The sequence below is a fragment of the Mycobacterium sp. AMU20-3851 genome, assembly GCF_043974665.1.
GTDB lineage: Bacteria > Actinomycetota > Actinomycetes > Mycobacteriales > Mycobacteriaceae > Mycobacterium.
In genome coordinates this window covers 62,115-80,153 of sequence record NZ_CP146371.1, presented here as the reverse complement: position 1 = coordinate 80,153, position 18,039 = coordinate 62,115, and the positions used below count along the sequence as shown (strand labels likewise).

General features: G+C 67.9%; 16 protein-coding genes. 6 read left to right on the top strand and 10 right to left on the bottom strand.

Going from position 1 to position 18,039, the window contains the following annotated elements:
• Positions 1–32: 32 nt before the first annotated feature.
• A complete protein-coding gene (locus V4U86_RS00390; protein WP_395309344.1) occupies positions 33–803 on the top strand; it encodes an alpha/beta hydrolase family protein in 771 nt (256 codons plus the stop codon).
• A 9-nt stretch (positions 804–812) separates the two neighbouring features.
• The gene (gene ygiD, locus V4U86_RS00385; RefSeq protein ID WP_395309343.1) at positions 813–1,586 is read left to right on the top strand and encodes a 4,5-DOPA dioxygenase extradiol; all 774 of its coding nucleotides are present in this window, start codon (positions 813–815) and stop codon (positions 1,584–1,586) included.
• On the opposite strand, the gene V4U86_RS00380 is transcribed toward ygiD, so the two are convergent.
• The 3 genes from V4U86_RS00380 to V4U86_RS00370 are packed head-to-tail and all read right to left on the bottom strand — an operon-like array spanning position 1,574 to position 4,756.
• Positions 1,574–2,878 carry a helix-turn-helix domain-containing protein gene (locus V4U86_RS00380; protein ID WP_395309342.1) on the bottom strand — a complete coding sequence of 435 codons (1,305 nt, stop codon included), beginning with the start codon at positions 2,876–2,878 and terminating at the stop codon, positions 1,574–1,576. The genes ygiD and V4U86_RS00380 overlap by 13 nt on opposite strands.
• 43 nt (positions 2,879–2,921) lie before the next feature.
• Positions 2,922–3,719: an acetoin reductase gene (locus V4U86_RS00375; protein ID WP_395309341.1), complete on the bottom strand. Its 798-nt coding sequence runs from the start codon at positions 3,717–3,719 to the stop codon at positions 2,922–2,924.
• Positions 3,716–4,756 (bottom strand): 2,3-butanediol dehydrogenase, encoded by a 1,041-nt coding sequence (locus V4U86_RS00370; protein WP_395309340.1) that lies wholly within the window; start codon positions 4,754–4,756, stop codon positions 3,716–3,718. Before V4U86_RS00370 ends, V4U86_RS00375 begins: the two co-directional genes overlap by 4 nt.
• Positions 4,757–4,850: 94 nt before the next feature.
• Between V4U86_RS00370 and V4U86_RS00365 the strand changes: the two genes are divergently transcribed.
• Positions 4,851–6,692, top strand: a complete 1,842-nt coding sequence (locus tag V4U86_RS00365; protein ID WP_395309339.1) for an NAD(P)-binding domain-containing protein — start codon at positions 4,851–4,853, stop codon at positions 6,690–6,692.
• Positions 6,693–6,700: 8 nt separating this feature from the next.
• Here V4U86_RS00365 and V4U86_RS00360 read toward each other — a convergent pair whose 3' ends face one another.
• From V4U86_RS00360 to V4U86_RS00345, 4 genes are read right to left on the bottom strand one after another with little or no spacing between them, the layout of a single operon-like run.
• On the bottom strand, positions 6,701–7,144 hold the full coding sequence (locus V4U86_RS00360; RefSeq protein WP_395309338.1) for a DUF5078 domain-containing protein: 444 nt from the start codon (positions 7,142–7,144) through the stop codon (positions 6,701–6,703).
• A gap of 11 nt (positions 7,145–7,155) precedes the next feature.
• Positions 7,156–7,482 (bottom strand): DUF732 domain-containing protein, encoded by a 327-nt coding sequence (locus V4U86_RS00355; protein WP_395312266.1) that lies wholly within the window; start codon positions 7,480–7,482, stop codon positions 7,156–7,158.
• A 3-nt stretch (positions 7,483–7,485) separates the two neighbouring features.
• Complete coding sequence (locus V4U86_RS00350) at positions 7,486–10,362, bottom strand: RND family transporter (RefSeq protein WP_395309337.1); 2,877 nt, start codon at positions 10,360–10,362, stop codon at positions 7,486–7,488.
• On the bottom strand, positions 10,359–10,790 hold the full coding sequence (locus tag V4U86_RS00345; protein WP_395309336.1) for an MmpS family transport accessory protein: 432 nt from the start codon (positions 10,788–10,790) through the stop codon (positions 10,359–10,361). Before V4U86_RS00345 ends, V4U86_RS00350 begins: the two co-directional genes overlap by 4 nt.
• 227 nt (positions 10,791–11,017) lie before the next feature.
• Here V4U86_RS00345 and V4U86_RS00340 point away from each other — a divergent pair, with 227 nt between their 5' ends.
• Positions 11,018–11,602: a TetR/AcrR family transcriptional regulator gene (locus V4U86_RS00340; RefSeq protein WP_395309335.1), complete on the top strand. Its 585-nt coding sequence runs from the start codon at positions 11,018–11,020 to the stop codon at positions 11,600–11,602.
• Here V4U86_RS00340 and V4U86_RS00335 read toward each other — a convergent pair.
• A complete protein-coding gene (locus V4U86_RS00335; RefSeq protein WP_395309334.1) occupies positions 11,599–12,156 on the bottom strand; it encodes a hypothetical protein in 558 nt (185 codons plus the stop codon). The two genes, V4U86_RS00340 and V4U86_RS00335, sit on opposite strands and share 4 nt — an antisense overlap.
• 100 nt (positions 12,157–12,256) lie before the next feature.
• On the opposite strand from V4U86_RS00335, the gene V4U86_RS00330 reads away from it, so the two are divergent.
• Complete coding sequence (locus tag V4U86_RS00330; protein WP_395309333.1) at positions 12,257–13,078, top strand: mycofactocin-coupled SDR family oxidoreductase; 822 nt, start codon at positions 12,257–12,259, stop codon at positions 13,076–13,078.
• Positions 13,079–13,087: 9 nt separating this feature from the next.
• On the opposite strand, the gene V4U86_RS00325 is transcribed toward V4U86_RS00330, so the two are convergent.
• The gene (locus V4U86_RS00325; protein WP_395309332.1) at positions 13,088–14,584 is read right to left on the bottom strand and encodes a potassium/proton antiporter; all 1,497 of its coding nucleotides are present in this window, start codon (positions 14,582–14,584) and stop codon (positions 13,088–13,090) included.
• A gap of 31 nt (positions 14,585–14,615) precedes the next feature.
• Between V4U86_RS00325 and V4U86_RS00320 the strand changes: the two genes are divergently transcribed.
• Positions 14,616–15,239: a potassium channel family protein gene (locus tag V4U86_RS00320; RefSeq protein WP_395312265.1), complete on the top strand. Its 624-nt coding sequence runs from the start codon at positions 14,616–14,618 to the stop codon at positions 15,237–15,239.
• A 1-nt stretch (position 15,240) separates the two neighbouring features.
• Here V4U86_RS00320 and V4U86_RS00315 read toward each other — a convergent pair whose 3' ends face one another.
• Positions 15,241–18,030, bottom strand: coding sequence for an AAA family ATPase (locus tag V4U86_RS00315; protein WP_395309331.1), 2,790 nt, complete (start codon positions 18,028–18,030; stop codon positions 15,241–15,243).
• Positions 18,031–18,039: the final 9 nt, after the last annotated feature.

The window sequence follows — 18,039 nt, the reverse complement described above, 5'->3', positions numbered from 1 at the left end:
GACTCGGGGCACCGGCGTGGTAAACCTCCGGCATGGCCGAACGCGTCACCTTCCCCAGCGCCACCGGTCCCAGCCTGGCCGGGATCATCGATTCACCGGAGGGTCCGGTGCGCGGTTGGGGGGTGTTCTCGCACGGCTTCACCCTGGGGAAGGACTCGCCGGCCGCGGCCCGGATCTGCAAGCAGCTGGCCGCCGACGGGATCGGCATGCTGCGCTTCGACGCGCTCGGTCTGGGTGGGTCCGAGGGCGACTGGGGTGACGGCTCGTTCACCTGCAAGGTCGACGACGTCATCCGGGCCTGCCGGTTCATGGCCGACCGGGGCACCCCGGCAGACCTGCTGGTGGGGCACTCGTGGGGTGGTTCCGCGGCGCTCGCCGCCGCCCGGGACTGTCCGGGGGTCCGGGCCGTGGTCACCGTCGGCGCGCCGTTCGACCCGACGCACGTCGAGCACCACTACGACGTCTGCCTGGAGCAGGTGTTCGCCGAGGGCAGCGGGCAGTGGATGGTCGGCGGCAAGACCCTGACGCTCAAACGGGCGTTCGTCGAAGATGTGCGCCGGGCCCGGCTCGACGACAAGATCGCCGGCCTCAAGCTTCCGCTGCTGATCCTGCACTCGCCGACCGACAACACCGTCGGCATCGAGAATGCGAGTGACATATTCAACACCGCCCGTCATCCCCGCAGCTTCGTCTCGTTGGAGGGGTCCGAACATCTGCTGACCGGGCCGGGCCAGGCCAAACGCGCCGGCCGCATCATCGGCGCCTGGGCGGACGCATATCTGGGCGATCAACCGCTGCGGTAGCGTCGATATATGAGTCTTCTGCCCGCAGCCTTCATCGGTCACGGCAGCCCGATGAACGCGGTGCAGGCCAACCGCTACACCGATGCCTGGCAGGCCTTCGGCCGGCAGGTGCCCCGGCCGCGGGCCATCCTGGTGGTCAGCGCGCACTGGTACATCAACGCGACCGCCGTGACCGCGATGGCGCGCCCCCGCACCATCCACGATTTCTACGGTTTCCCGCCCGAGCTCTACGAGATCGGTTATCCCGCACCGGGTCTGCCTGCCCTTGTCGATGAGATAGCCGAGACCGTGCAGCCCACCTGGGTGGGTGCCGACGCGGACAGCTGGGGTATCGACCACGGCACCTGGTCGGTGCTGGTGCACGCCTTCCCGAACGCCGACATCCCCGTCGTACAGCTGTCCATCAACGCCGAACAACCCCTGGAGTACCACCTGGACCTGGGTGCCCGGCTGGCGCCGCTGCGGGAGCGCGGGGTGCTGGTCCTCGGCAGCGGGAACATCGTGCACAACCTGCGGGTGATGGATCCGCGCCTGCCCGACGGCGGATTCGACTGGGCGCTGCGGTTCGACGAGGCCGCCCGCGAACTACTCACCACGAACCCGGCCGACGTGCTGAAACTGCGCGAGCACCCGGATTTCGCGGCGGCCGTGCCCACCGCGGACCACTTCATTCCGATGCTGTACTTCGCCGGACTGGCCACGGCGTCCCCGGCGCCCCCGGCCGCCGTGCTGGTGCAGGGCTACACCTACGGTTCGCTGTCGATGACGTCCTACACGCTCTGATCACGCATCGCCCGGATGGCCGGCGCGGTGGAGGCCGGCAGCAGGGCGCGGCAGTCCGCCGGAATGTGTACGTCCACCACGACACCGTCGGTGAACCGGTAGGGCTGGGCGGCGATCACCCCGACGAGTTGCCTTCGTAGCCGCGACATCTCGGCACGCACGGTGACCACCCGCGCGCCATCTCCGTACAGGTCGGCGGACAGCTCGGTCGCGCTGCGACCGCCGCGATGGGTGGCCAGCACCAGCAGGATCTCGGCGTGCCGCGGCGAGATGTCGCGGCGCCAGCTGCCCGACGGCCCCACCATCGACAGCATCGGCGCGCTCGGCTGACGCAGATCCAGGGTTACCTGCGAGGTCCGCGCGGCGGCGCCGGCCGGGTCGGTGTCGGCAGATTCATCCACCGGACGCACCAGCCACCCACCCGACAGCGGCTCCAGTTCACACGCACCGAGCGCGGGGATGAACGTCCGCCCGGCTCCGGCGTTGTGCGGCAACAGGATCCGATTGTGTGGCGGAAGGCGATCCACGGCGGCCACCCAACCGTCCGGGTCCACGGCCAGGGCGGGGGCACCGATCCGGGCCAGCATCGGGGCGGCCACCGCGCGCAACCGGTTCAGGGTGCGTTCGTGCACCTCCCGCAGCCGGGATTCGGCCAGCCGCGCCACCAGGTCGACCAGCGCGACGGTGGTGGGATGCACGGTCGCGGCCGGCCCGGACACATCGACCGCACCGATCACATGTCCGGTGCGTGGGTCCCGGATCGGGGCCCCGGCGCAGGTCCAGGTGTGGTGGCTGCGCAGGAAGTGCTCGGCGGAGAACACCTGCACCGCGCGCCGGGAGACCAGCGCGGTGCCGATGGCGTTGGTGCCCACCGCGGGCTCGCCCCAGTTGGCGCCCTCCACGAAACCGAGCCGGTCGGCCTGGGCCAGCACCCGCGGGGTGCCCGAACGCCACAGCACCCGGCCACGGGCGTCGGCAACCACCAGGATGTTGCTGCCGTCGGCGATCACCGATTCCAGGCCGTGCGAGATGTCGGCCAGGACCGCCATCAGCCCCGAGGACTGGCGCAGCAGATCCAGCCCGCTGCGGTCGACCTCCGGCGGGTCGTGATGCTCGGGGTCGATCCCGCTGTCCAGCAGTCTGTTCCAGGATTCCGCGATGACCTGCCGCGGCTTCGCCGGTCCCCGCGTACCGGCCATCGTCGCGTCGTACACCTCGGACAACAGCATGGCGTACTGACGCGGGTCGTCACCGATCGCGACCGCGGGCTCGGGGATCGAGGGGCCGGGCATTGCCCCGATTGTGCTCCCCGTCACAGCACCTGTCACGTGCGGGTCACCGGTAGACCATCCCTCCGTCGATCAGACCGGCCTGTCCGGTCATATAGTCGGCGCCGGGTCCGGCCAGGTAGGCGACGAAACCGGCGACATCCTCGGGTGTTTCCGGGCGGCCCAGCGCGATGGTGGCGGAGAACTTCTCGAAGGTCTCACCCTCGGCCGCTCCGGTCAGCTCGGCGAAGCGCTTGTCGATCTCGGTCCACATGTCGGTGCCCACCACGCCCGGGCAGTACGCGTTGACGGTGATGCCGTCGGCGGCGTGCTCCTTGGCCGCGGCCTGGGTGAGCGCCCGGACCGCGAACTTGGTGGCGCTGTACGGACCGAGCATGGCGAACCCCTCGTGCCCGGCGATACTCGACGCATTGATGATCTTTCCGCGTACACCGAGTTCCTTGAACTTGGCGACGGCGGCCTGGATACCCCAGAGCACCCCGTCGACGTTGATCGACCACAGCCGGGCCAGCTGCTCGGGCGTCACCTCCGCGATCGGGCCCACCAGGGCGATACCGGCGTTGTTGACCATGACGTCGAATCCGCCGAGCGCGTTCGCCGCGTGATCCACCGCGGCGAACACCGCCGCGCGATCGGATACGTCGGCAACGAATGTCGTGACCTTGGAACCGATCTCGGTGATCTCCGCGGCGACACCGGCCAACACGTCGGCATCGACGTCGACCAGCGCCAGGTCTGCGCCCTGGCCGGCCAGTTCGTGGGCGATACCGCGGCCGATGCCCCGGCCGGCTCCGGTCACCAGGGCCACCCGGCCGAGCAGCGGGGCGGGGATTGTTCGGGTCATGGCTGCACCAGCACTTTCATCTTGGTTCCGGCGTGTAGGGCCTCGAAGCCCTCCTCGACGACGTCATCGATACCGATCGCGGTGACCCATCCGGTGGTGTCATAGGCCCCGCGCGACATCAGCCCGATGACGGCCTCGAAATCTGCGGCGGTGTAGCAGAGCGAGCCCTGGATGCGGGATTCGTTCATCACCAGGTTGAGTAGCGGGGTGGTCAGCGGCTTCTCATAGATCGCCACGCTCACCATGGCCCTGCGGGCGCCGACGCAGGCCAGCGCCGTCTCGACCGCGGGCGCCACCCCCGCCGCGTCGTACACCGCGCCGGCGCCGTGTCCGCGGGTGTGGTCGGCGATGAAGGCGGGCACGTCCACGGCGGTCGGATCCAGCGTGCGGGCACCGAGTGCTTCGATCGCCGCCCGCCGGGTCGGTGACGGTTCGACGACGAAGGTGTCCTCGATACCCTTGCCCCGCAACGCGAACCACAACCCGATGCCGATCGGGCCGGCCCCGAAGACCATCGCGGTGTCGCCCTGCTGCACGTCGCCGAGGGTCGCCGCGTGGTAGGCCACCGACATCGGCTCGACCAGGGCACCCAGTTCCAGGGACACATTGTCGGGCAGCTTGTGCAGCATCTCGGTGGGTACGACGGTGTAATCGGCCATGCCGCCGTCGGACATCAGTCCGTGAAATCCGATCTGTGCGCAGATGTTGTAGGTCCCGGCCTGACACGGCCCGCACCTCCCGCAGCGGTAGATCGGCTCGATCGCCACCCGGTCGCCCTCGGCCCAGCCGCTGACGCCCGCGCCGAGCGCGGTGATGGTGCCGGAGAACTCGTGGCCCATCACCAGCGGGAGCTGCTGCCCGGTCAGCGGGTGCGGCTCGGTCGGCACGAAGATCGGTCCCGCATAGTATTCGTGCAGGTCGGTGCCGCAGATTCCGTTGAACCCGACCTTCACCTTGACCGTGCCCGGCCCCGGATCCGGTTCGGGTACATCGGTGACGTCCACTTTGTTCGGCCCGTAGTACACAGCTGCTTTCATGCCGCATTTCTATGTGAGCCGGACCACAACCGTAAGGGTTGCAGGGGGTTGCAGCCCTTGTGCGCCCATCCCGATCTGCTGTGTGCTGGCTCACATGACTCAGACCGCTGACTTCCCCACCTCGTTCGCCGTACTGTCCCCGCAGGAACGTGTGGACGCCTGGCTGTCCGCCTTCGAGATGGCCCTGGCAACCCGCGATATCGTCCGGGCCACCGGGATGTTCGCCGTGGACAGCTTCTGGCGTGACCTGGTGTCGTTCACCTGGAATCTCAAGACCCTCGAGGGTCGCGAGGCCATCGGGCAGATGTTGGAGACCCGGCTCGCCGGCACGGACCCGTCCGGCTTCCGGACCCGCGAGACCCCGACCGACGACGGCGGCGGCGTCGTCTCGGCGTTCATCGAATTCGAGACGGCCGTGGGCCGCGGCAACGGCCATCTCCGCCTGAAGGCGAGCGAGGACGGAGCGGATACCGCCTGGACGCTGCTCACCACCCTGCAGGAGCTCAAGGGACACGAGGAGCCCAAGGGGGCGACCCGGGTGCTGGGTGCGGTGCACGGCTCCGATCCGGACACCCGTTCCTGGGCCGAGCGCAGGCTCGACGAGGAACTCTCGCTCGGCTACTCCGAGCAGCCCTACACCCTGGTGATCGGCGGCGGGCAGGGCGGCATCGCGCTGGGCGCCCGTCTTCGGCAGCTGGGGGTGCCGGCGATCGTGGTGGACAAGCACGACCGTCCCGGCGATCAGTGGCGCAAGCGGTACAAGTCGCTGTGCCTGCACGACCCGGTCTGGTACGACCATCTGCCGTATCTGCCGTTCCCGCCGAACTGGCCGGTGTTCGCCCCGAAGGACAAGATCGGGGACTGGCTGGAGTTCTACACCAAGGTGATGGAGGTGCCGTACTGGTCCAAGACCACCTGTCTGTCAGCCGATTTCGACGAGGCCGAGCAGCGTTGGAGAGTCGAGGTCGATCGCGACGGTGAGCGGCTCACCCTGTATCCGACACAGCTGGTTCTGGCCACCGGCATGTCCGGTAAACCGAACGTCCCGAGCTTCCCCGGCCAGGACGTGTTCACCGGGGAGCAGCACCACTCGAGTCACCACCCCGGGCCGGACCAGTACGTCGGCCAGCGGGTCGTGGTCATCGGTGCCAACAACTCCGCACACGACATCTGCAAGGCCTTGGCGGACAGCGATATCGACGTGACGATGGTGCAGCGGTCGTCCACGCACATCGTGAAGTCGGATTCGCTGATGGACCTGGGCCTGGGGGACCTGTACTCGGAGCGCGCGGTGGCCGCCGGGATGACGACGGAGAAGGCGGATCTGACGTTCGCATCGCTGCCGTACCGGATCATGCACCAGTTCCAGATCCCCATCTACGACGCGATCCGCGAGCGGGACAAGGATTTCTACGAGCGCCTGGAGGCGGCCGGTTTCGATCTGGACTTCGGCGACGACGACTCCGGCCTGTTCATGAAGTACCTGCGGCGCGGGTCGGGCTACTACATCGACGTCGGCGCGTGCGATCTGGTCGCCGACGGCACCATCAAACTCGCCCACGGCAATGTGTCCCATCTGACCGCGGATTCCGTTGTGCTGGCCGACGGTACCGAGCTACCCGCCGATGTGGTGGTGTACGCCACCGGGTTCGGCTCGATGAACGGCTGGGCCGCCGACCTGATGGGCCAGGAGGTCGCCGACCGGGTGGGCAAGGTGTGGGGCCTGGGCAGCGACACCACCAAGGACCCGGGTCCGTGGGAAGGCGAGCAGCGCAACATGTGGAAGCCCACCCAGCAACCGAACCTGTGGTTCCACGGCGGGAATCTTCATCAGTCCCGGCACTATTCGCTGTACCTGGCCCTGCAACTCAAGGCGCGCTACGAAGGACTACCGACCCCGGTGTACGGGCTGCAGGAGGTGCACCACCTCAGCTAGGGGGCGTGTCACCAGACCCAGACCGACATGTCGTCTGGTGGGTAGTTCATGCAGACGTCGGTGGAGGCCGCCACCACGCCTTTGTTGTTGAAGAAGATCTTGGCCCAGTTGGGCCAGTTCCAGGACAATTGTTCGTAGAAGGCGTTGGTGGCGGTGTCCTCGGAGTATTGGCGGCGTCCGGCGTAGTCCATGGCGAAGAACCAGTGGATGCGGTCCTGCACGGCGCGGTGTACTTCCGGGGATTTGTTGTTGTAGTCGATCATGTAGCGCTCGTAGTAGACCGGGTTGGTGTCGCGGGTGGCGGCCAGGATCTGCTCGGCGGTGCACGGGGTGTGCAGGATCTTGTTGGGGATGGGGTAGTTGTCGGTGGCGTCGGCGGCGGCGGTGGTGGCCGGGGCCAGGGTCAGGGCGGCGGCGGCGGCCAGGGTGGCCAGTGAGAGCTTGGTGAACATCGGTGTCTCCCTTACTGGGTGAGCAGGACGCGCTTGTCGGGGCAGTAGTAGTTCATCGCGGCGGCCAGGAACTGCCAGGCTTGTTCGGTGCTGCTGCCGCGTTGCAGTTGGTCGGCGACGAATTTGGCCGAGTCGCGGGCGGTGGTGTCCACGCCGCGGTTCAGGCGTTTGCAGGCGATCTTGCCGATCCAGGCGTTGTAGTCCTTCTGTCCGTAGATGCCGTAGCTCTGCAGTTCCTTGGCGAACGCGGTGTCCGGGTCGGCCTGCGCCGGCGCCGCCAGGGCCACCGCCGCAACCGAGGCGATCCCGGCGGTCAGCACGGCCAGTTTGGTTCTCAACACTCAGACCCCCTGCTTCGTTTCCTGTTTGGGCCAGTCCACCGGCACCGGACGCTCACGCACCCGCTGCGGCCACCAGAACCACTTACCCATCAGCGCGGCGATCGAGGGCGTCATGAACGCCCGGATCACCAGGGTGTCGAACAGCAGACCCAGACCGATGGTGGTACCGACCTGGCCGATCACGGTCAGCTCACTGACCGCCATCGAGATCATGGTGAATGCGAACACCAGGCCCGCGGCCGTCACGACCTGCCCGCTGCCGCCCATGGCGCGGATGATGCCGGTGTTCAGGCCGGCGTGTATCTCTTCCTTCAACCGGGCGACCAGCAGCAGGTTGTAGTCCGCGCCGACGGCCAACAGGATGATCACCGCCATCGGAAGCACCATCCAGTGCAACGGAATCCCGATCAGGTGCTGCCAGACCAGCACCGAGAGGCCGAACGCCGAGCCCAGCGATATCACCACGGTGCCGACGATCACCGCGGCGGCCACGATGCTGCGGGTGATGATCAGCATGATGATGAAGATCAGCCCGATGGACGCGATCCCGGCGATGATCAGATCCCAGTTCGCGCCGTCCTGCATGTCCTTGAAGGTTGCCGCGGTACCGCCGAGGTAAATCTTCGAGCCCTCTAATGGGGTGCCCTTGATGGCCTCCTTGGCGGCGAGCTTGATCGACTCGATGCGCTTGATGCCCTCCGCGCTCAACGGATCCCCGTCATGGCTGATGATGAAGCGCACCGCATGCCCGTCGGGTGACAGGAAGTTCTTCATGCCGCGTTTGAAGTCTTCGTTCTCGAAGGTCTCCGGCGGCAGATAGAACGAATCGTCGTTCTGGGCGGCGTCGAAGGCCTCGCCCATGGCCGACGAATTGTCCTGCATCGCCGACATCTGATCCTGTATGCCCTTCTGGGTCTGATACATGGTCAGCATGTAGGTGCGCATGTTCTTCATCGTCGCGATCATCGACGGCATCAGCGCGACCATCTGCGGCATCAGCGCATCGAGGCGCTCCATGTCCGGGATGATGTCCTCGATGCCGTCGGTCATCACGTCGATGCCGTCGAGGGTGTCGAAGATCGAGCGCAGCGCCCAGCAGCCGGGAATGTTGAAGCAGTGCGGTTCCCAGTAGAAGTAGTTGCGCATCGGCCGGAAGAAATCGTCGAAATTGGAGATGTTGTCCCGCAATTCGGCGATGTCGAGCGTCATGTCCTTCATCTTGCCGACCATCGAATGCGTGACGGCGGCCATCTGCACGGTGATGGCGTTCATCTTTTCCATGTTGGTGATGGTCGTCAACATGTCGTCGGCCTGCTTGAGCATATTGGCCATCATGTCCTGCTGGTACTTCTCGTTCATTTTCTGCGTGGTGCCCTGCATGCTGATCTGGAACGGGATCGAGGTGTGCTCGATCGGGGTTCCCTGCGGGCGGGTGATGGCCTGCACGCGGCCGACACCCTCGGTGCGGAAGATGGCCTTGGCGATCTTGTCGATCACCAGGAAGTCCGCCGAGTTGCGCAGATCGTGATCGCTTTCCACCAGCAGCAGTTCCGGGTTCATCCGGGCCTGGGAGAAGTGCCGGTCCGCCGCGGCGTAGCCCTCGTTGGCGGGCAGATCCGCGGGCAGGTATTCACGGTCGTTGTAGTTGGTCTTGTAGCCCGGCAGCGCCAGCAGGCCGACCATGGTGACGGCGATGGTGCTGACCAGGATGGGACCGGGCCACCGGACCACGGCCGCGCCGATCTTGCGCCACCCGCGGGTCCGCATGGCCCGCTTGGGCTCCAGCAGCTTGCCGAATCGGGTCGCCACGGTGATGATCGCGGCCCCCAGCGTGAGGGCCACCAGCACCACCACCGTCATGCCGACGGCCAGCGGGATGCCCAGCGTCACGAAGTACGGCATGTTCGTGAAGTGCAGGCAGAAGGTGGCGCCGGCGATGGTCAGACCGGAGCCGAGCACCACGTGGGCGGTGCCGTGAAACATCGTGTAGTACGCGGATTCCCGGTCCTCACCGGCTGAGCGGGCCTCCTGATATCGGCCCAGCAGGAAGATGGCGTAGTCGGTGGATGCGGCGATGGCCAGGGTCACCAACAGACTGGTGGCGAATGTCGAGAGACCGATGATCTCGTGGTAGCCCAGGAAGGCGACCACACCCCGGGCGGCCAGCAAGGACAGCAGCACCATGAAGATGGTGATCAGCATCGTGAGGAACGAGCGGTAGATCAACAGCAGCATCACGATGATGACGGTGAAGGTGAGCGCCTCGATCATCCGCATACTGCGGTCACCGGCGATCTGCTGATCGGCCTGCAGCGCTGCGGGTCCGGTCACGAAGACCTTCAGACCCGGCGGGGTCTGCATGCCGTAGACGATGTCCTGGACGGCCTCGATGGATTCGTTGGCCAGTGCCTCACCCTGGTTACCGGCGGTGTACACCTGCACATAGGTGGCCTGGCCGTCGGCGCTCTGCGCGCCGGCCGCGGTAAGCGGATCGCCCCAGAAGTCCTGGACGTGCTGGACGTGGAAGGGGTCCTGCTCCAGCTTGGCGATCATCTCCTTGTAGAAGTCGCGATCGGCCTCGTCGAGTTTCCGGTCGGCTTCCAGCACGATCATGATCGAGCTGTCGGAGGTGAATTCCTCGAACACGGTGCCGACCCGTTTGGTCGCGATCACCGACGGGGCGTTGTTCGGACTCATCGAGACCGAACGCATCTGCCCGACCTCTTCGAGCTGCGGGACCGACACGTTCAGGAAGCCGATCAGCACCACCCAGCCGATGATGATCGGCAGGGCCAGGGTGCGAACCCACTTGGCGATGCCACCGCGGTGCTGCGGCCGGGTGACCGGGATGGCGTCGGTGCGCGGCTCGTCCGTCATGCGCTCTTGACCAGGCAGTAGGTGTGCGCCCCGACACCGTCGACGGTGCGTTCGTCCTTCACCTCGTCATCGACGGTGATCCGGCAGGACAGCGTGCTGCCGCTGGTCTGGCCGGAGATGGTCGGGAATACCGAGGGCGCGGTGGTGCTCAGGGTGATCTCCCAGGGCAGGGTGACGTTGTCGGCGCGCACCGGCTTGGCGTCCAGATCCATGTAGTTCACGTTGGCCGTCGCGCCGGGCTCACCCCAGACCTCGTACTTGACCACCTTCGGGTCGAACGGCTCGGTGTCATCGGAGGCGCTGTTCTCGGTGGAGATATAGCCCGGACCGGTACCGAAGAAGGTCCGCACCCGCATCACGGTGAACGTTGCCACCAGCACCACGGCGACGATGACCAGTGGGATCCAGATCCGCTTGAGCACGTTCACCGTCGGGATGCCATTCGTATGTGGCCTTTCAATAGGAAATGATCTCGAAGTCAAACATAGCCTTGCCTAACCGGCCGCAGGAGGTTAGCCATGTGGCTAAGCTAGTACAAGTCAGGCGGCTAGAAAATGTGACGCGGATAACTTAAGCGCCGCATTGCGGCCCACGACATGTCACAGTGTCTCGGATATCGCGTCGATGAACGGTTCGAGCGAAGGAAGGAACGGCGATGGCCAAGCCGGTGTCGCAGCGCGGTTTCGCGCGCGAGCGGGTGATCGAGGCCGCGTTGTCCCTGTTCGCCGAGCGCGGGGTCAACGGCACCTCGTTACAGATGATCGCCGACCACCTCGGGGTGCGGAAGGCCGCGATCTACTACCAGTTCCACACCAAGGACGACATCGTGCTGGCCGTGGTCCGGCCGGTGTTCGACGATATGGCCAGGTTGGTCCGCATCGCCGAGTCCATCACCTCTCCGGAATCCCGCCGCGACGCGACCATCAGCGGTTTCGTCGAGTTGGCGGTGCGGCACCGGCGTATCGGGTCGTTGTTCTACGGCGACCCGGCGGTGATCGCGCTGGTGCAGTCGCATCAGGAGTTCGAGGACATCACCGACAGCATGCGGGAACTGCTGATCGGCGTCACACACGATGTCGGCACCCGGGTCGCGATCACCATGATCACCGCGGGCGTCTTCGGCAGTACCGCCGAACCGCACCTGCAGGACATCTCCGACAGCGATCTGCACCGCGTCCTGCTGGACTGCGCCCAGAACCTGCTGCGCGCACCGCAATCGGCCGCCACCCAGTCCGGCTAACTGCCGCCCACCTCGGCCGGCAGCGGCGGCGGTAACGGGGTGGTCGACGTCCGGGTTGTCGACGTCTGGGTTGTCGTTGTCTGTGTTGTCGTCGTCTGGGTGCTCGACGGCGTCGTCGTCACCGTCGGTTGAGCGGTACGGCCGGGCTCGTGCACGTCGAACAGCGGTTCGTCGCGGATCACCTTCGTCCCCGAACTGATCACCAGCGAATCGGAGGTCACGGTGTAGGACAGGCCGTCGTTCTTCGCCACGTACCCGTCTCCGGTCGCGGTGGCCGGCAGCACCAGCCGGGCCCCGTCGCGCACCCGCACGCCCCGGTACTGGTAAGAGCCGTCGGACTGTTTGCAGATCGCGACCCGCGAACTGTCCGTGCTGCCGAAGACGACCGCGGTGGCCGGCGATGCGCAGCGCGCGGTGGAGTCCAGGTAGCCCCGGCTGTCGGACTCCGGAACCGCCGCTGCCGACGGGGACAGCACCAACACCGCGGCGCCCGCCACGGCGAGCACGCCCAGATAGAAGGTGGACGACCCTACGGAACCCCTCGTAACAGACATCGATCCCAGCTGATCACGACTGTGCGCGGGCGGCCACCATCTATGCGGACCCAAGACATAATCGTTAGCGCTTCGTAGCGAGGTGGCGCAGGCTGTCCCCATGACCGCACTCAACGGCAGGCTGGCGCTCATCACCGGCGGCGCGCGGGGGCAGGGCCGTGCCCACGCGATCACCCTGGCCCGGGCCGGCGCCGACATCGTGTTCTGCGATATCGCCGCACAGATCGAGGAGGTCGACTACCCGCTGCCGACCCCCGCCGATGTCCGGGAAACGGTCCGAGCCGTCGAAGCCGAGGGCCGCCGATGCCTCGCACTCGACGGCGATGTCCGGGATCTGGCCGCCATGCAGAAGGTGGCCGCCAGGGCGCTCGAGCAGTTCGGACGGCTCGACATCGTGATCGCGAACGCCGGGATCGCCAGCGGCTCCCCGCTGGCGACGATGTCCGAACAACGCTGGCAGACCATGATCGACGTCAACCTGACCGGGGTCTTCAACACCTTCCGCGCCGTGCTGGGACATCTGATCGAGCAGGGCACCGGCGGGCGGCTGATCGCCACCGCCTCCAGCGTGGCGACCACCGGCGCCCGCGACGCCGCTCATTACGCGGCCGCCAAGGCCGGGGTCGTCGCGCTGGTGCGCTCGCTGTCCTACGAGGTGGCCGAGCACGGCATCACGGTCAACGCACTGCTGCCCTCGGGTGTGGACACCCCGATGATCCACAACCCGCAGACCTACCGGACCATCCGGCCGGACCTGGCCGACCCGGGACGCGCGGACGTCGAGGAGATCTTCGCCAAGGGCCGTCCCCGCCCCGGACTGCTGACCCCCGAGGATGTCGCCAACGCGGTGCTGTATCTGGTGTCCGACCAGGGCCGGCTGCGTTCCGGGGACACCCTCACCCTGGCCAACGGATTGGACTGAACCGCAGCGCTATTCGATGCTGCCGTACTCCTCGAACCAGTGCGCGAGCTTGCCGCGTCGGCTCACCGCGCGCAACCGCGCCTCGGCCGCGGCCCGCATCTTGCTGGTGGTCACGATCAACAACTCGTCCCCGGTGGCGATCCGGGTGTCCGGCAACGGCACGAAGGTGTGCCCGTTCCGGATGATCAGCGTGATCACCGCCGGGTCGGGTAGCCGCAGCTCCAGGATGGTGACGTTGTGCAGCCGCGACGGCGACTGCACCTTCATGGTGAGCAGTTCGGCGTCGAGCACGTCCAGCGGCGCGGCCTCCACCTGGATTTCCCGGGTCGCCTCGCCGCTCGTCAGCCCGAGCAGCCCGGCCACCAGCCGCAGGCTCGGAGCCTGGATGAGCGTGAAGATCACCACCAGGATGAAGACGATGTTGAGCAGGCTGGAGCTGCCGGCCACGCCGGCGACGATGGGGAACGTCGCGAGCACGATGGGGACCGCACCGCGCAGCCCCGCCCAGGACAGGAAGAGCTGCTCCCGCAACGGAATACCGAACCCGACCAGCGACAGCCCCACCGACACCGGACGGGCCACCAGCAGCAGCACCAGGCCGATGACGATTGCGGGCACGATGTCGTCGGCCAGTTCGCTCGGGCGCACCAGCAGCCCGAGCACCACGAACAGGCCGATCTGCGCCAGCCAGCCCAACCCCTCGGCGAACGAGCGGGTGGCCGAGCGGTGCGGCAGGCCCGAATTCGCCAGCACCACCGCCGCCAGATAGGCGGCCAGAAATCCGCTGCCGTGCACGCTGCCCGCGGCGGCGAACGCCACCACACCCAGCCCGAAGGTGGCGATCGGGTACAAACCGGAGGCCGGTAACGCGATGCGCCGCAAGGCGACCGCGCCGAGAAAGCCGATGCCCAAACCGATCACGGCACCGGCGAGGAGTTCGAAGACGATTTCGCCCAGGGTGCCGGCCGGCTCGAACACGAACGGCAGCACGCTGAACATCAGCACCAGGATGACCGCCGGCGCATCGTTGAATCCCGATTCGGCCTCCAGCAGTCCGGCCAGCCGGCGCGGCAGCGGGAGTACCCGCAGCACCGAGAAGACCGCGGCGGCATCGGTCGAGGACACGATGGCGCCCACCAGCAGGGCCAACTGCCAATTGAAGTCGAGCAGGAAATGCGCTCCGGCGGCGGTGATCAGGGTGCTCACCAGCACGCCGACGATGGCCAGCGCCCCGGCCGGCGCGAGCACCTTGCGAATGTCGGCGAACCTGGTCGTCAGACCGCCCTCGACCAGGATCACCGCCAGCGCGGCGGTGCAGATGTTGCGGGCCATCTCGATGCTGTCGAAATCCAGGCCCAACCCGTCGTGGCCGAGCACCATTCCGACCAACAGGAACAACAGCAGCGCCGGAAACCCCACCCGGGTCGCGACCCGGGTACCCACGATGCTGGCGAGCAGCACCAGACCCCCGATCAGCATCGCCAGGTAGAGCTCGTGCAGGGTCATACGTCAAGATATCGAGGTGGCCGTACGCAAGATGCGGATCGGGATAGCCGGCGCCGGAAACGTCGGCCGGTCCGTCGCGGGGGAGCTGCTCGACTACGGGCACAAGGTGCTGCTGATCGAGCGGGAGCGGCGGCGTTTCGAACCGCACACCGTGCCCGCGGCGGACTGGCTGCTCGCCGACGCCTGCGAACTGTCTGCTCTGCAGGAGGCCGGCGCGCAGACCTGTGACGTGATGATCGCCGCCACCGGCGACGACAAGGCGAACCTGGTGGTGGGCCTGCTCGCCAAGACCGAGTTCGCGGTGCCGCGGGTGGTCGCGCGGATCAACGACATCGACAACCAGTGGCTGTTCAGCCGGGAGTGGGGCATCGACGTGGCGGTGTCCACCCCGGGTGCGCTGGCCGCCGGAGTGGAGGGCGCCATCGACGTCGGTCACCTGATCCGGTTGATGGGTCTGCGCGAAGGCCACGCCGCGCTGACGAAGCTGACTCTGCCCCAAGACAATCCGCTCATCGGTCAGCGGGTGGATCAACTGGATCTGCCCGCCAACACCGCTCTGGTGACGCTGCTGCGCGGCAACACCGTCCTGGTTCCCCGGCCCGAGGACACCTTCGAGGCCGGTGATGAGCTGCTGCTGATCGGCGGCGAGACCTGAATCAGGCCGGCAGGGTGCGGGTGCGCAACTGACGGCGTGAGGTGATGCCGAGTTTGACGAACACCTTGCGCAGATGCCATTCCACGGTGTGGGTGCTGATGAACAGCTGCGCGCCGATCTCCTGGTTGGTCAGTCCGTCGGCGGCCAGCCGGGCGATCTGATTCTCCTGCGCGGTCAACTCGTCTCCGGAGGCGACCGGCTGTTTGCGGACCTTCGCGCCGCCGGCCACGAGTTCCCGGCGGGCCCGGTCGGCGAAGGCCAGCGCCCCCATCCGGGTGAACATGTCGTGGGCCCGGCCCAGGTGCATGCGTGCATCGTTGCGGCGGTTGGCCCGGCGCAGCCATTCGCCGTAGCTCAGGTGGCTGCGGGCGAGTTGGGCCACCGCGCTGCTGCGCTCGAACCGGGTGACGGCCTCGGTGAACAGCCGGTCGGCGTCCTCGTCGTCGGCCAGCAGCGCCTGCGCCTTGGCCACCGCGCCCAGCCCGGAGTCGGTCCCGCTGGTGCCGGCCCGGGCTTCCAGGGCCTTGGCGGCGTGCCGTGCCACCTCCAGTTCGCCGAGATGCGCTGCGGATTCCACCAATTCGGTCAGGCACCAGCCGCCGAACCCCAGGTTGTCGTATGCGACGGAGCGGTGCGCCGCCGCGAACGCCTCGTCGTAGCGACCCATCCCGTTGTAGAGCACCGCCGTGCAGAACCCGGCCACGTCCAGCAGCCGGCCTTCGCGCCGACGGGTGCCGTCGGCGGTCGCCGCCTCGATCAGACCGACCGCGTCGGCGGGGGTTCCGCGCCAGGCCGCCAGGTGCAGCCGGTGGTATTTGATCGGCCGGTAACCGGTGGCCGTCGAGATCGCGTCGGCCTCGTCCAGGTAGTTCGCGGCGGCGCTGAATTCCCCGTTCAGCACGCAGGTTCCGGCCCGGAAGGCCAGCGCGGCCGGCAGCACGGTGAGAGCCCCGGTGTCGCGGGCGAACCGCACCATGACCTCGGCCATCCGGCGGTTCACCTCCTCGTCCCAGAGTTCACCGCCCACCGACTCCTGCACGATGGGGAACGCCAGCGACAACATGCTCCGTGCCCCAGGTTCGTTGCGGCGGGCCTGTTCACACCACAGATCCAGTGCGGTGCGCAGGGATGGGCCGGCGGCGCCCGGCCCGTCGATGACCAGTTCGGCGACACCGCTGAGCAGGTGGTCGATCGGCCGGTGCAGTTGGGAGACCTTGTCGACCGCGGTGCGGGCGGCCGCGGCGACGAGTTCGATCGCCCCGGGTGCGCCCTGCGAGCCGGCGAACATGGTGGCGGCGAGCGCCTCCAGGTAGGTGTCGCGGGCCAGTTCGTCGTCGAGGCCGTCCAGGCCGCGAGCGGCCGCCAGCAGCCCCGCGGCGGCCTCGGCCACCTGTGGGGCACCGGGGTCACCGCCGCGGCTGCGACTGAACTCCATCTGGGCCCGCAACCGGGTGACCTGCGCGCGTTGCAGATCGGTCAGCGGGCACAGTTCGGCGGTGGCCAGCAGGTCCTGCGCCGCGGCCGGTGCGGCGGCGTCACGTTTGGCCTGGGCCGCGGCCAGCGCGCGGGCGCCGCGCCGGGCCGGGTCCGAGGTGAGCACCGCGGCGCGTTCGAGGAAGGCCGCCGCGGCCGCGACACCCCCGCGGTTGTGTGCCCGCCCGGCCGAGGTCTCCAGATCGGCCGCCACGTGGTCATCGGGTCCGGCCGACGCGTTGGCGGCGTGCCAGGCCCGCCGGTCCGGGTCCGACCGCGGGTCGGTGGCCTCGGCCAGCGCACGGTGCACCGACCGGCGCTCGGCGACGGTGGCTGCCAGGTAGGCGGCCGAGCGCATCAACGGGTGCTGGAACCGCATCCGCGGGCCGAACTCGATGATCCCGGCGTCCTCGGCCGGCCCGAGCGCGTCCACCGCGATGCCGAGATGGGCTGCGGCGCGCAGGAACAGCGCCGCATCACCGACCGGCTCCGCGGCGGCGGTCAGCACCAGCTGCCGGGTCGGCGCGGGCAGTGCCTTGATCCGCGACACGAACCGTTCTTCGAGCCGGCCCGCCGAGTGGTGGGTGCCCGAGGCGAATCCCCCCGCCAGTTCGGCGGCCGACAGGTGGCGGGGCAGTTCCAACAGCGCCAGCGGGATTCCTCTGGTCTCGGCGATGTAGCGGTCGCGTACCCGTTCGTCGAGCCGGCCTGGCAGCACCGATTCCAGTAGTTCACGGGCACCGGTGTGGTCCAGTCCCGCCAGGGGCATTTCCGGCAGGCCGGGCAGCACGGTGGCACCGCCGTCGCGGCGGCCGAACACCAGGGCCACCGGTTCGGCCAGCAGGCGCCGCGCCACGAATCCCAGCGTCTGCACCGACACCTCGTCCAGCCACTGCACATCGTCGATGACACACAGCACCGGCCGGGTATCGGCGGCGGATGCCAGCAGGCTCAGCACCGCCAGGCCGACCAGGAAGCGGTCGGGTGCCGGCCCGGCACCCAGACCGAAGGCCACGTCCAGTGCTTCGCGCTGCGGTCCCGGCAGGTCGTCGAGCCGGTCGAGCAGCGGCCCGCAGAGCTGTTGCAGTCCGGCGAACGCGAGTTCCATATCCGATTGGATGCCCGCGACGCGGGTGACCCGGAAGCCGTCGGCCTGTGCCGACAGGTATTGCAGCAGCGCGGTTTTGCCGACGCCCGCCTCGCCGTGCAGCACCAGGACGCGGCTGTCACCGGACCGGGCCGCGGCCAGCACCTCACGCAGTGCCGCGCATTCGGAGTCGCGGCCGCGCAGCACCGGTCCGCGCGTTTCACCCGGCATGCTGCAGCA

Bases quoted from the DNA above. Each gene is read 5' to 3' on its own strand.
- V4U86_RS00335 (WP_395309334.1), bottom strand. From the start codon at position 12,156: ATGTCTGTTACGAGGGGTTCCGTAGGGTCGTCCACCTTCTATCTGGGC.
- V4U86_RS00315 (WP_395309331.1), bottom strand. From the start codon at position 18,030: ATGCCGGGTGAAACGCGCGGACCGGTGCTGCGCGGCCGCGACTCCGAA.
- V4U86_RS00320 (WP_395312265.1), top strand. From the start codon at position 14,616: ATGCGGATCGGGATAGCCGGCGCCGGAAACGTCGGCCGGTCCGTCGCG.
- V4U86_RS00330 (WP_395309333.1), top strand. From the start codon at position 12,257: ATGACCGCACTCAACGGCAGGCTGGCGCTCATCACCGGCGGCGCGCGG.
- V4U86_RS00370 (WP_395309340.1), bottom strand. From the start codon at position 4,756: ATGAAAGCAGCTGTGTACTACGGGCCGAACAAAGTGGACGTCACCGAT.
- V4U86_RS00390 (WP_395309344.1), top strand. From the start codon at position 33: ATGGCCGAACGCGTCACCTTCCCCAGCGCCACCGGTCCCAGCCTGGCC.
- V4U86_RS00340 (WP_395309335.1), top strand. From the start codon at position 11,018: ATGGCCAAGCCGGTGTCGCAGCGCGGTTTCGCGCGCGAGCGGGTGATC.
- V4U86_RS00360 (WP_395309338.1), bottom strand. From the start codon at position 7,144: ATGTTCACCAAGCTCTCACTGGCCACCCTGGCCGCCGCCGCCGCCCTG.
- ygiD (WP_395309343.1), top strand. From the start codon at position 813: ATGAGTCTTCTGCCCGCAGCCTTCATCGGTCACGGCAGCCCGATGAAC.
- V4U86_RS00350 (WP_395309337.1), bottom strand. From the start codon at position 10,362: ATGACGGACGAGCCGCGCACCGACGCCATCCCGGTCACCCGGCCGCAG.
- V4U86_RS00325 (WP_395309332.1), bottom strand. From the start codon at position 14,584: ATGACCCTGCACGAGCTCTACCTGGCGATGCTGATCGGGGGTCTGGTG.
- V4U86_RS00375 (WP_395309341.1), bottom strand. From the start codon at position 3,719: ATGACCCGAACAATCCCCGCCCCGCTGCTCGGCCGGGTGGCCCTGGTG.
- V4U86_RS00380 (WP_395309342.1), bottom strand. From the start codon at position 2,878: ATGCCCGGCCCCTCGATCCCCGAGCCCGCGGTCGCGATCGGTGACGAC.
- V4U86_RS00365 (WP_395309339.1), top strand. From the start codon at position 4,851: ATGACTCAGACCGCTGACTTCCCCACCTCGTTCGCCGTACTGTCCCCG.